The sequence below is a fragment of the Streptomyces sp. NPDC013457 genome, assembly GCF_043089925.1.
GTDB lineage: Bacteria > Actinomycetota > Actinomycetes > Streptomycetales > Streptomycetaceae > Streptomyces.
The window spans coordinates 20,746-32,549 of the sequence record NZ_JBICBL010000022.1 but is presented as its reverse complement, the minus strand read 5'-3'; the positions used below and the strand labels follow the sequence as shown (position 1 = coordinate 32,549).

Annotated in this window: 11 protein-coding genes; 5 read left to right on the top strand and 6 right to left on the bottom strand. The window is 70.7% G+C overall.

Features of this window, described 5'->3' with window-relative positions:
• Positions 1–15: 15 nt before the first annotated feature.
• On the top strand, positions 16–1,017 hold the full coding sequence (hemB, locus tag ACF1G2_RS35385) for a porphobilinogen synthase (RefSeq protein WP_391802268.1): 1,002 nt from the start codon (positions 16–18) through the stop codon (positions 1,015–1,017).
• Positions 1,018–1,056: 39 nt separating this feature from the next.
• Here hemB and ACF1G2_RS35380 read toward each other — a convergent pair whose 3' ends face one another.
• Entirely contained in the window at positions 1,057–1,605 is a 549-nt protein-coding gene (locus ACF1G2_RS35380; RefSeq protein WP_391802267.1) for a hypothetical protein, read from the bottom strand.
• Between the two features lie 161 nt (positions 1,606–1,766).
• On the opposite strand from ACF1G2_RS35380, the gene ACF1G2_RS35375 reads away from it, so the two are divergent.
• Positions 1,767–2,036, top strand: a complete 270-nt coding sequence (locus ACF1G2_RS35375; protein WP_391802282.1) for a DUF1876 domain-containing protein — start codon at positions 1,767–1,769, stop codon at positions 2,034–2,036.
• A 9-nt stretch (positions 2,037–2,045) separates the two neighbouring features.
• Here the strand turns inward: ACF1G2_RS35375 and ACF1G2_RS35370 are convergent, their stop codons facing one another.
• Complete coding sequence (locus tag ACF1G2_RS35370; protein ID WP_391802266.1) at positions 2,046–2,759, bottom strand: DUF4232 domain-containing protein; 714 nt, start codon at positions 2,757–2,759, stop codon at positions 2,046–2,048.
• Positions 2,760–3,031: 272 nt separating this feature from the next.
• On the opposite strand from ACF1G2_RS35370, the gene ACF1G2_RS35365 reads away from it, so the two are divergent.
• Complete coding sequence (locus ACF1G2_RS35365; RefSeq protein ID WP_391802265.1) at positions 3,032–4,540, top strand: helix-turn-helix domain-containing protein; 1,509 nt, start codon at positions 3,032–3,034, stop codon at positions 4,538–4,540.
• Positions 4,541–4,601: 61 nt separating this feature from the next.
• Here the strand turns inward: ACF1G2_RS35365 and argS are convergent, their stop codons facing one another.
• The gene (gene argS / locus ACF1G2_RS35360; RefSeq protein WP_391802264.1) at positions 4,602–6,362 is read right to left on the bottom strand and encodes an arginine--tRNA ligase; all 1,761 of its coding nucleotides are present in this window, start codon (positions 6,360–6,362) and stop codon (positions 4,602–4,604) included.
• A gap of 196 nt (positions 6,363–6,558) precedes the next feature.
• On the opposite strand from argS, the gene lysS reads away from it, so the two are divergent.
• Together lysS and ACF1G2_RS35350 are read left to right on the top strand one after the other, a co-directional pair.
• Positions 6,559–8,283, top strand: a complete 1,725-nt coding sequence (gene lysS / locus ACF1G2_RS35355; RefSeq protein WP_391802263.1) for a lysine--tRNA ligase — start codon at positions 6,559–6,561, stop codon at positions 8,281–8,283.
• Positions 8,284–8,447: 164 nt separating this feature from the next.
• Positions 8,448–8,654: a hypothetical protein gene (locus ACF1G2_RS35350; protein WP_391802262.1), complete on the top strand. Its 207-nt coding sequence runs from the start codon at positions 8,448–8,450 to the stop codon at positions 8,652–8,654.
• Positions 8,655–8,696: 42 nt separating this feature from the next.
• On the opposite strand, the gene ACF1G2_RS35345 is transcribed toward ACF1G2_RS35350, so the two are convergent.
• From ACF1G2_RS35345 to ACF1G2_RS35335, 3 genes are all read right to left on the bottom strand, one after another.
• Positions 8,697–9,887: a DUF2637 domain-containing protein gene (locus ACF1G2_RS35345; protein WP_391802261.1), complete on the bottom strand. Its 1,191-nt coding sequence runs from the start codon at positions 9,885–9,887 to the stop codon at positions 8,697–8,699.
• 139 nt (positions 9,888–10,026) lie between these two features.
• Entirely contained in the window at positions 10,027–10,752 is a 726-nt protein-coding gene (locus ACF1G2_RS35340) for a DUF3558 domain-containing protein (protein WP_391802260.1), read from the bottom strand.
• A gap of 141 nt (positions 10,753–10,893) precedes the next feature.
• On the bottom strand, positions 10,894–11,754 hold the full coding sequence (locus tag ACF1G2_RS35335) for a DUF3558 domain-containing protein (RefSeq protein WP_391802259.1): 861 nt from the start codon (positions 11,752–11,754) through the stop codon (positions 10,894–10,896).
• Positions 11,755–11,804: the final 50 nt, after the last annotated feature.

The following is an 11,804-nucleotide window of genomic DNA, read 5'->3' as shown; positions in this document are numbered from 1 at the left end:
CGTAGCCTCGGGCGTATGAACTCGTACGGAACCTTTCCCGGGGCGCGGCCGCGGCGGCTGCGGACGACGCCTGCGATGCGCCGGATGGTGGCCGAGACGCGGCTGAGCCCGGCCGATCTGATCCTTCCCGCGTTCGTGCGCGAGGGGATCACCGAGCCGCGGCCGATCGCCGCGATGCCCGGCGTGGTGCAGCACTCTCGGGACACCCTGCGGAAGGCCGCCGTGGAGGCGCTGGAGGCCGGGGTCTCCGGGATCATGCTCTTCGGTGTGCCGGACGACGAGAAGAAGGACGGTGCCGGGACCGCGGGCACGGACCCGGACGGGATCCTGCAGGTCGCGATCCGGGACGTGAAGGCGGAGGTCGGCGACGACCTCGTCATCATGTCGGACCTGTGCCTGGACGAGTACACCGACCACGGACACTGCGGTGTCCTGGACGAGCACGGGCGGGTCGACAACGACGCGACGCTGGAGCGGTACGCCGAGATGGCCCAGGTCCAGGCCGACGCCGGCGTCCATGTCGTCGGGCCGTCCGGGATGATGGACGGTCAGGTCGGGGTGGTCCGTGACGCGCTGGACACCATCGGCAAGGAGGACGTGTCGATCCTCGCGTACACCGCGAAGTACTCCTCCGCCTTCTACGGCCCCTTCCGCGAGGCCGTCGGCTCTTCGCTGCAGGGCGACCGCAAGACGTACCAGCAGGATCCGGCCAACCTCCGTGAGTCGCTGCGGGAGTTGGCGCTGGACCTGGAGGAGGGGGCCGACATGGTGATGGTGAAGCCGGCGGGTCCCTACCTGGACGTGCTGGCGAAGGTCGCGGACGCCGTGGACGTGCCCGTCGCCGCGTACCAGATCAGTGGGGAGTACGCGATGGTCGAGGCGGCGGCCGAGAAGGGCTGGATCGACCGCGACAGGGCCATCTTCGAGACCCTGACCGGGATCAGGCGCGCCGGGGCGCAGATGATCCTGACCTACTGGGCGACCGAGGTGGCCCAGAAGCTGGGCCGCGGCGTCTGACGCCGGCCGGACGGGCTTCGCGGCCGGCTTCGGGCCGGACTACCGTGCGGCTCCTCGTACGACGCCTCGACAGGGACGGAACCGCAGGACGGTTCCGTCCCCTTCGTCTTCGTGGGCCGTGAGGACACGGACGCTCCTGCCGTCGGCCGCCCGGTGAGCGTACTGCGCGACGCCGTCCCCGGACGCGCCCGTGCTGAGGCTGCGTATCGGCGCGTTCCGCAGCCGCACCGTGCGGTCGTGGGTGTAGCGGCCGGGCGGGCCGACCGTGATGAGAGGCCGGATGCGGTCGGCGATGGCCAGCTGGTTGGCGGGATCCGCGGAGAAGGCCAGGTGGGCGGTGGAGTCGGCCCACTGGGCGTAGTTGAGGATCGTGCGGCCGTCGGAGCCCGCCAGGCAGTGGCGTGCGAGGAAGGTGTCCGGCAGCTCGGCCTGTGCCCAGACGTCCACGACCGCGTCCATCACGAACCGCTGCCGCTCGGCGTCCTCCGTGAGCCACTCGGAGATCAGGACGAGGCCCGCGTCCGGCCGGCCGAAGAGAGGGATCGCGTCGGTCTCCACGAGCTCCGTGGGAGCTAATTCGTTAGTCATGACTAACAGTTTGACCGGATGCCACCGAACGCGCAAACCAATTAACGGACGGTGATCATCGCGGTCGGCCGTGACGGCCGGCGCGCCGTGTGCTCAGGGCCGGTTGGTGAGGACGGGCCGCGCGGCGCACCCTGGAAGTACCTCAGGAGGTGGTCCTCATGATGCACACGCTCGTCGGATGGCACATCGAGATGGAGTTCCAGGAGGACGGCGACCGGACGAGGTCGGCCGCCATGGTGCGCCTCGGTGACGGCACCGAGTTCCGCGCCCAGGGCAACGCCCACAGGCACCCGTCCGACCCGGAGCAGCTGCGGGTGGGCGAGGAGATCGCGGGCGCCCGCGCACTCATGGATCTCGCCTCGCAGCTGCTCCAGAAGGCACACACCGAGATCGACGAGGCGTCCGGGAGGACCTCCCGCCCGATCCGCTGACCGGCGGGCTCAGAAGGTCAGAGCCTGGTCCATCTCGCGCTGCCAGTACGTGACGGTGGCGTCGTCGTCGGCGTACGTACCGCTCGGCGCCGCCACCGTCCTGCCGCTGCCCACGGATCCGCCCGAGCCGTCGCCCCGGGCGAAGTGGACAGACACGTTCCGCACGGTGCGGCCGTGCGCGTCGGGGTCGCCGCCCCGCTCGCCCGTGAGGATGACCGAGGCGTACGCCGAGGCGCCGGGGGTGAGGGTGACGACGGCCTGGGGCCGCGACTCCTCGAGGGTGCCGATGGGGGCCTGGGCGTCGTCGAAGCCGACGAACGGTGCGCCGTAGGCGTTGCAGGCGCGGCTGCCGGTGTTGGTGACGGTCAGCAGCAGGTGGTTGACGGGGCGGGACACCTTGCTCACGACGACCTTGGCCGTGGCGCCGGTGCAGGCGGTGGTGACCGGGCCGTCGTCCTTCGCTCCGGTCGTGGGCCTCGCCCCCTGCCGCGACGACGGCTGCTTCGACTGCGGCTGCTGCGAGGGCGGGGCGGCCGACGGTGATGCCGCGATCGGCTGGGTGGAGGGCTTCGGAGCCGGAGTCTGCACGGCCGGCGCCGTCCCCGCAGACGCCTTCGAGGAGGTGGCGGCGGACTCGGCGCCGTCCCCCTGGCAGGCGGTGAGTGACAGCGCGGCGACCAGGGCGGTCGCGGCGGTCGTGACGGCACGAGTGGTGTTGCGCATAGGTGTTCCCCCGTGAAGTGCGATGAACGGCTTGATCAGTGACGGTTGATCAGCACGATGGCGATGGCGGTGCACACGATCAGCACCGCGAGGGCCACGGCGTCCGTGGCTCGGCTGTTCGGCATGGCTCATACCCTGCGGGCCGATGCGTTCCGTCCGCAATCGGCACGGGACAATAGGGGAAGCTGGAACGCACGCACCTACCTGACCTGGGGAAACAAGGCTTCCCTGGAACGCGTTCCTGGGACGGCGAGACGAGGGGGACGGGGCGGGTGGCAACGGAGACGGGCGGTTTCGCGGAGCTCGTACGCGGACTGAAGGAGCGATCCGGGCTCAGCTACGGGGCGTTGGCCAAGAAGCTGCACGTGAGCACGTCGACGCTGCACCGGTACTGCAACGGGGACGCGGTCCCGACGGAGTTCGCCCCCGTGGAGCGGCTCGGGCGGCTGTGCGGGGCCACGCGCGAGGAGTTGATCGCGCTCCACCGCAGCTGGATCGTGGCCGACGACGCGAGGAGGCGGCGGGCCCTGCCGGAGCCGGCGGCTCCGGTCGCCTCGCCGGCCGGGACGACGGACGACGTGACCGTCACTGCGGATGCAACGGCTGCAACGGCGGCCCCCGTCGAACACGTCGAGTCCGATGTGCCGGTGGAGCGTGTCGAGCCCGCCGGACCTGTCGAGCCCGCCGGACCTGTCGAGCTCGTCGGGCCTGTCGAGTCGGCCGAGCCGGTTCTCTCCGCCGGGCCGGCCGAGACCGGCGTGGGCGCGCCGGAGGGCGTCGTACCCGGGAAGAACCCGGCCGTCGTGCCCGGGAAGGACCCGGCCGAGACCCTCGTCACCGTGAGAGCGCCCTCCACGGCCGTCCCCCGGTCCCGCAAGCGGCTGCGGATCGCGCTCGCGGCGGCCGCCGTCGTCGCGCTCGCCGTACCCGTCGCGTACGGCATCGGGCGGTCGGATTCCGTGGAGCCCACCGGTGACGCGGGCAAGGGCGAGCGCGTCGCGGCCGGTCCCTCCACGGCGCCCGGCGTGACCGTCTCCCCGAGCGGCTCGCCGTCCACCGCGTCCCCGTCCGCCTCCACGCCCCCCGTCTCGGCGAAGCCGTCGGGCGCGTCCGCGACTCCGAGCCGAGTGAAGGGCAGCTCGGCGCCCGGCGGAAAGGGGACCGGAACGCCCGTGCGCGCCGGCATCAGCTCGTACAACTGGACGGGACCCTGCGGGCAGCACTACCTGCTCGACCGCCGGCCCGACCAGGTCCCGCCGCCGCCGATGCAGGAGCAGTCCCGCCGCTGGGCGGCCTCGTTCGACGGGGTCGACGCCGGGCACATGTACCTGGAGCTCACCACCACCGGCCGTACCGACGCCGCCGTGGTCATCACCGGCCTCCACGTACGGGTGGTGGAACGCGGTGAGCCCCTCGACCGGACGGTCTACTCCATGGGCGAGGGCTGCGGCGGCGGCGTCACGCCCCAGACCTTCGACATCGACCTCGACGCGGCGCAGCCGTCCGCCAAGCCCATCGCGGGCCAGGACGGCGACCGGACGGTCCCCGCCAAGGACTTCCCGTTCAAGGTGTCCACGAGCGACCCGCAGGTCTTCAACCTCGACGTGCACACCGAGGGGCATGTCGTGACGTGGTACCTGGAGCTGGAATGGAGCGACGGCGAACAGCACGGCAAGGTCGTCGTCGACGACGGCGGCAAGCCCTTCAAGACCAGTGCGATGAAGGGCGAGAAGCGATACGGCTACCGGTACGACACGGACGAGTGGGCCCTGCTGGAGTGAGCGAAGGCCCCGGCACCGTACGGATACGGTGCCGGGGCCTTCGTCGTACGGCGGCGCGACGTCAGAGGCGCTCGGGCGTCCGGATGCCCAGCAGGGCCATGCCCTGGTGCAGCGTCCGGGCCGTCAGGTCGCAGATGAACAGACGGTTCTCCGCGACCTCCTGCGGCGGCTCGGGCTTGATGACCGGGCACTGGTCGTAGAACGTCGTGTACAGCGACGCCAGCTGGTACAGGTACGCGGCGAGCTTGTGCGGGGCGTACTCGGCGGCGGCCTCGGCCACCGTCTCGCCGAACTGGTCCAGGTGCAGGCCGAGCGCACGCTCCGCCGGGGCCAGCTCCAGCTCGGGATGGGCGACCGGAGTCCGGTCGCCGGCCTTGCCGAAGATCGACTTGATACGCGCGTACGCGTACTGGAGGTACACCGACGTGTCGCCGTTCAGCGACACCATCTGGTCCAGGTCGAACTTGTAGTCCCGCGCCGCCGAGGTCGACAGGTCCGCGTACTTCACCGCGCCGATGCCGACCTGGGCACCCCGCTCGGCGATCTCGTCCTCGGTCAGGTCGCGCGCCTTCTCGCGGACCACGGACGCGGCCCGGACGATCGCCTCGTCCAGCAGGTCCACCAGCCGGACCGTCTCGCCCTCACGGGTCTTGAACGGCTTCCCGTCCTTGCCGAGCACCGTGCCGAAGGCGAGCTGGACGGCCTTCACGTCCTCGTTCAGCCAGCCCGCCCGGCGGGCGGTCTCGAAGACCATCTTGAAGTGCAGGGACTGCCGGGCGTCGACCACGTACAGCAGGGACGTCGCCTTCAGGTTCTGCACCCGGTCCCGGATCGCCGACAGGTCCGTCGCCGCGTAGCCGAAGCCTCCGTCGGACTTCTGGACGATCAGCGGCGTCGGGTTGCCGTCCGGGCCCTTGACGTCGTCGAAGAAGACACAGAGCGCGCCGTTGGAACGGACCGCGACACCGGACTCCTCCAGGATGCGGCAGGTCTCGGTCAGCATGTCGTTGTAACCGGACTCGCCGACGATGTCGGGGTCGCGGATGTCCATGTCCAGCTTCTCGAAGACGGAGAAGAAGTAGATCTTCGACTCGTCGACGAACTTCTGCCACATGGCGAGCGTCTGCGGGTCACCGGCCTGGAGGTCGACCACCCGGCGGCGCGCCCGCGTCTTGAACTCCTCGTCGGAGTCGAAGAACTTGCGCGCGGCCTTGTAGAGCCGGTCGAGGTTCGACATCGCCTCTTCGCCGGACACCTGCGCGTCCTTGTGGTCCAGCTCGTGCGGGTGCTCCTCCAGGTACTGGATGAGCATGCCGAACTGGGTGCCCCAGTCGCCGATGTGGTGGCGGCGGACCACCTTCTCGCCCGTGAACTCCAGGATCTCCACCATCGCGGCGCCGATCACGGCGGAGCGGAGGTGGCCGACGTGCATCTCCTTGGCCACGTTCGGCTGGGCGTAGTCGATCACCGTCGTGCCCGCGTCCTCCGCGAACGGCACGCCGAGGCGGTCGTCGGCGGCGCGCGCGGCGAGGGTCCTGACGATCGCCGCGTCGGTGACCGTGATGTTCAGGAAGCCGGGGCCCGAGACCTCGATCTCCTTCAGCACGTCGTTCGCCGGGATGCCGTCGACGACCTTCGTCGCCAGCTCACGCGGATTGCCCTTGAGCTGCTTGGCGAGGGCCAGGATGCCGTTGGCCTGGAAGTCGGCCCGGTCGCTTCGTCGCAGCAGCGGGTCGGCGGAACCGGCCTCCGGCAGGGCTGCCGAGAGACCTTCCGCGAGACGCTGCTGCACGGTCGAAGCGAGGGAAGGGACCGAGGCCATGAGCTTCCGTTCCTGTCGGTGGTTCAGTGGTGGGCTTTATCGCTTGTCAAGTGTCCCATGGGCGGGCAACGTGTTTTCTCCCTGTGGACAACTCCAGCGCTGTGGACAACCTCGGAGTGGACTGTTCCGTCTGGGAGAATGACTGACGTAAGGCTGCAAGGCTTTCGAGGGACCAAGGAAGAAGGACGTACCGACCGTGGCTCAGAGCAGCACCGAGACCGACTGGGTCTCCCGTTTCGCGGACGAGGTCATCGCCGAGTCGGAGCGACGTGCGCCTGGCAAACCGGTCGTCGTCGCCTCCGGACTCTCCCCCTCCGGCCCGATCCACCTGGGCAACCTCCGCGAGGTCATGACCCCGCACCTGGTCGCCGACGAGATCCGCCGCCGCGGACACGAGGTCCGTCACCTCATCTCCTGGGACGACTACGACCGCTACCGCAAGGTGCCGAACGGCGTCGAGGGCGTCGACGAGTCCTGGGCCGAGCACATCGGCAAGCCGCTGACCTCGGTCCCGGCCCCGGCCGGCTCGCCGTACGCGAGCTGGGCGGAGCACTTCAAGGCCGCCATGGTCGAGTCGCTCGCCGAGCTGGGTGTGGAGTACGACCCGATCAGCCAGACGGAGCAGTACACGTCGGGCGCGTACCGCGAGCAGATCCTGCACGCGATGAGGCACCGCGGTGACATCGACGCCATCCTCGACCAGTACCGGACGAAGAAGGCGCCGAAGAAGCAGTCGCAGAAGGCCGTCGACGAGGCGGAGCTGGAGGCCGAGGAGGGCTCGGGCGCGGCCGCCGAGGACGACGGCTCCGGCGGCGCCGGCGGCTACTTCCCGTACAAGCCCTACTGCGGGCAGTGCGAGAAGGACCTGACCACCGTCACCTCGTACGACGACGAGACCACCGAGCTGGCCTACACCTGCACGGCGTGCGGCTTCTCCGAGACCGTCAAGCTGAGCGAGTTCAACCGCGGCAAGCTGGTCTGGAAGGTCGACTGGCCGATGCGCTGGGCGTACGAAGGCGTGATCTTCGAGCCCTCGGGCGTGGACCACTCCTCGCCCGGCTCGTCGTTCGTCGTCGGCGGCCAGATCGTGCGCCAGATCTTCGACGGCGTGCAGCCGATCGGCCCCATGTACGCCTTCGTCGGCATCAGCGGCATGGCCAAGATGTCCTCCTCGCGCGGTGGCGTGCCCACTCCCGCGGACGCGCTGAAGATCATGGAGGCGCCGCTGCTGCGCTGGCTGTACGCGCGCCGCAAGCCCAACCAGTCCTTCAAGATCGCCTTCGACCAGGAGATCCAGCGGCTCTACGACGAGTGGGACAAGCTGGAGGCCAAGGTCGCCGACGGCTCCGTGCTGCCGGCCGACGCGGCCGCGCACGCACGCGCCGCGCGCACGGCAGCCGGGGAGCTGCCGCGCACGCCGCGCCCGCTCCCGTACCGCACGCTGGCCTCGGTCATGGACATCACCGCCGGCCACGACGAGCAGACCCTGCGGATCCTCACCGAGCTGGACCCGGAGACGCCGGTCACCAGCCTGGACGAGGTCCGTCCGCGCCTGGACCGCGCCGAGAACTGGATCACCACCCAGGTCCCGGCCGACCAGCGCACGATCGTCCGCGACGAGCCGGACGCCGAGCTCCTCGGCTCCCTCGACGACCAGGGCCGCGAGTCCCTGCGCCTCCTCCTGGAGGGCCTGGACACGCACTGGTCCCTGGACGGACTGACCACGCTCGTCTACGGCGTCCCGAAGGTCATGGCCGGTCTCGACCCCGAGGCCAAGCCGACCCCGGAACTGAAGGTCGCCCAGCGTGCCTTCTTCGCCCTGCTCTACCAGCTGCTCGTCAGCCGCGAGACCGGGCCGCGCCTGCCGACGCTGCTGCTCGCGGTCGGCGCCGACCGGGTGCGCAAGCTGCTCGGCTCGTAGCCGCACGGAGAGCACGAAGGGCCGCCACCGGGTTCGGTGGCGGCCCTTCGCCGTGTCCGGTCCCGCCGTCCGGTGCCGTCGACGGACTCCTCCACACTTCGGACTAGGCGGGATTCCGACGTGGGCACGACGAAACCGGGTGCCGCGCGGGAGACCGTGGAGACATGAAGAACGACGTCATCGCAGTCATCGGATGGATCACGCTCGTGCAGGGCGCACTCGGCGCGGGCGGGCAGATCTTCGGCGACAAGCCCTGGGGACTGCTCCAGAAATGGTGGGACATCCCCACCGCCGGATACCTCGCCCTCGCCGTCGTCGGCGCCGCGCTCGCCCTGTGGGGCGAGACCGCGAAGAAGCGGGCCAAGGCCTGAGACCCGGGGCCCGGCCCCGGCCCGGGGCCGGCCCGCGTGCGGCTACGGAATGTGGTTCTCCGCAACCTCCTGCTGGATGCGCTGCCGCAGGCCCGGTGTGACCTGCCGAAGAAGCGACGTGCTGCGAGGGTGCCGCGTGCCGTACCGGTCGCTGAGCAGTATGTCGAGTTCCTCGTTGCTCGGGAACTGCTGGTTCTCCTGGACGTAGTCCCACATCGCCTTGTACGCGACCTCCGCGAACTCGGCCGTGGACGGCTCCGGATCGACGTACTCCTCGTACTCCTCGAACTGCTGTTCCTGGCGAGGGCCCGGGTCCGGAAAGTCCTCGGGGCCCTGCGGAACCGCCACCGGGGTCGGCTCCAGCCCCTCCACGTACTGGGGGTCGTAGGCCGTCTCGTGAGCCTCCGGCGGGAGCGTCTGCGCCTGGAACCACGGACTGTCGTGGTTCGCCGGCAGCTGCGGCTGCGGTGCCAGCTCGACCGGCGGCTGGACGGCCTCGACCGGTACCGCCTCCGCCAGCACGGGCTGGGGAGGGAGCAGAACCGGTTCCACGCCCGCCGCCGCGAGGCCCGCCGGGGCCGTCTCGGCGAGCGGCACGCCGTACTTCGCCAGCCGCAGCGGCATCAGCGCCTCCACCGGCGCCTTCCGCCGCCACGCGCGACCGAACCGCGCCTGCAGCCGGGCCTGGTAGATCAGCCGGTCCTGCTCCAGCTTGATCACCTGCTCGTACGAGCGCAGCTCCCACAGCTTCATCCGCCGCCACAGCCGGAACGTCGGTATCGGAGACAGCAGCCACCGCGTGAGCCGCACGCCCTCCATGTGCTTGTCCGCGGTGATGTCGGCTATTCGGCCCACCGCGTGCCGCGCCGCCTCCACCGCGACCACGAACAGCACCGGGATCACCGCGTGCATGCCGACGCCCAGCGGGTCCGGCCACGCGGCCGCGCCGTTGAACGCGATCGTCGCGGCCGTCAGCACCCACGCCGTCTGGCGCAGCAGCGGGAACGGGATCCGGATCCAGGTCAGCAGCAGGTCCAGTGCCAGGAGCACACAGATACCGGCGTCGATACCGATCGGGAAGAAGTACGAGAAGGTGCCGAAGCCCTTCTCCACGGCGAGCTCACGCACAGCGGCGTACGAACCCGCGAAACCGATACCGGCGATGACCACCGCACCGGCGATCACCACACCGATCAGTATCTTGTGCGTGCGTGTCAGCTGCACCGCGGCCACCCGCGATCCCCTCCCGTCAATCCACATCTCGCGGGCACAGCGTGGCACACGTGTGAGGAGCCCGACCCCCGGGGGAGGGACAGGCTCCTCGAAAACATGCGCAAATACGGGTGTACGCGACGCCCGCGGCCCGCGTGGGCTACTTGTTCGCCGCCGCGACCGCCGCGACGGCCTCCTTCGACGCCTTCAGCGCACCAGCCAGGACCGTCTTGTCCGAGGGTCCGTCGGCACCGGCGTACCCCGCACCGTTGTACGTGAGCAGCACGAGCACGTTGCCCGTACGCGCCACGACCGAGGCGTACGTGAAGTCCTCGCCCGTCTTGCGCACCTCGTACGTGACGGCCTTCGCCTCGTCCCCGAGACCGGCCGACTCCGACGTCTTCAGCTTCTTCGCGCCCTCGGTCGCCTGGACCTTGGCGAGCTCCTTGGCGAAGTTCTCCTGGGCGCGCTTCTCGCCGCTGCCCAGAGAGGCGTCCGACTCGTAGCGGTAGAAGGAGACGTCGAGCCAGCGGTACTGCGAGCCCTTCACACCCTTGTCGTCGAGACCGTTCCACGAGCAGCCGCCACGGCTCGCCGTGTCGCTCGACGCGGCCGCCGTACCGTTCTTCGCCTTCGCCTTCGGCACCAGGCTCTCGGTCGTCTTCGCGGAGATCGACTTGCACACCTCGGGCAGCTCCGCGAACTTCGCGGGCTCGGGCGCCTTCGTCGTCTGCTGGCTGCTGGGGGCCGAGGAGGCCGAACCCTTGCCCTTGTCGGGCGTACCCGAACCGCTGTCGGAGTCCGAGGAGCAGCCGGCGACGACGAGCATCACCGGAACGGCTGCGCAGGCGAGTATGCGGGTGAGTCGCGGGGCTGATCGGTGCATGGTTCCTTCAGTCGCTTGTCGTACGGTCCGGTCACGGTCCGGCCAGGCGGCCACGGTACGCCGACACGTTACGTGGTCCCGGCGCGGTCGCGGAGTGCTCGCGGCGTGGCCGCCGGACGGCCCCGGGGCGGGACGGGGCCGCTACTCCTCCAGGCGTTCGGAGAGCAGACGGGCCAGGTTCAAGGCCTTTTCCTGCAGTTCCCGGCTGTCCGGGGCCTCCGCGGAGCCGGTCGTCTGTTCCACGTACTCGACCGTCACGACCACGTTGGATGTGCGGAACACCACGCTCACGGTGCGATGCCGGCCGTTCGCCCCGCCGGCGCTGAGCGCGTCGTCGAGGAAGGCGATCTGGCCGAGGCCCTGCAGGACGCGCGGTTCCAGACCGGTCGTCGGGGCGCCCGTGGGGGTCTGCTGCGGGGACTCGGTGCCCGAGGCCGTGGGCTGCGCCCCGCCGCCCGGCGCCACGCTCGTGCTCGGGCCTCCGCCGGCGTCGCCGGAGGGGCTGGGGCTCTGCGTGGGCTGGGTCGGCTGAGTGGGCGGGGGCGGCTGCGTCGGCTGGGGGAGGTCCGCCGCGAGCTGCTTGCCCGAGAACACCTCCTGCGCGCGGTCGTCGTCGCTCACGGCGGGGTCGTAGGAGACGACCCGCTCGATGTCGAGCCGCAGCCGGTGCATGGCGTCCGGGGTGTCGGCGTTCCAGCTGCAGCCGACGCGGCGGTCGGTGTCGTAGGTGACGGCGGCGGAGCCGCGGTACACGGCGTTCCGCTCCTCGTCGGGGAGCTGGGCCGCACCGGGGAGCAGGTCGCGGAGCGTGTTCTGCGGGACGGCGCCGCAGGGCTCGAAGAGGGTGCGGTAGCGGCCGGGGGGCGCGGCGGGGGTGGCGGGGCCGGCCTTGGAGTCGACGGCGCCGGTTCCGGCCCCGCCTCCGGAGGAGCATCCGGTGAGTCCGAGGACGAGCGCTGCGGCGAGCGCTGCCAGACCGGGTACGTACGCCTGTCGCTGCACGCTCCCAGGCTCCCTTCTCCCGAAAACTGTTTGCCGCCGGATACCGGCCG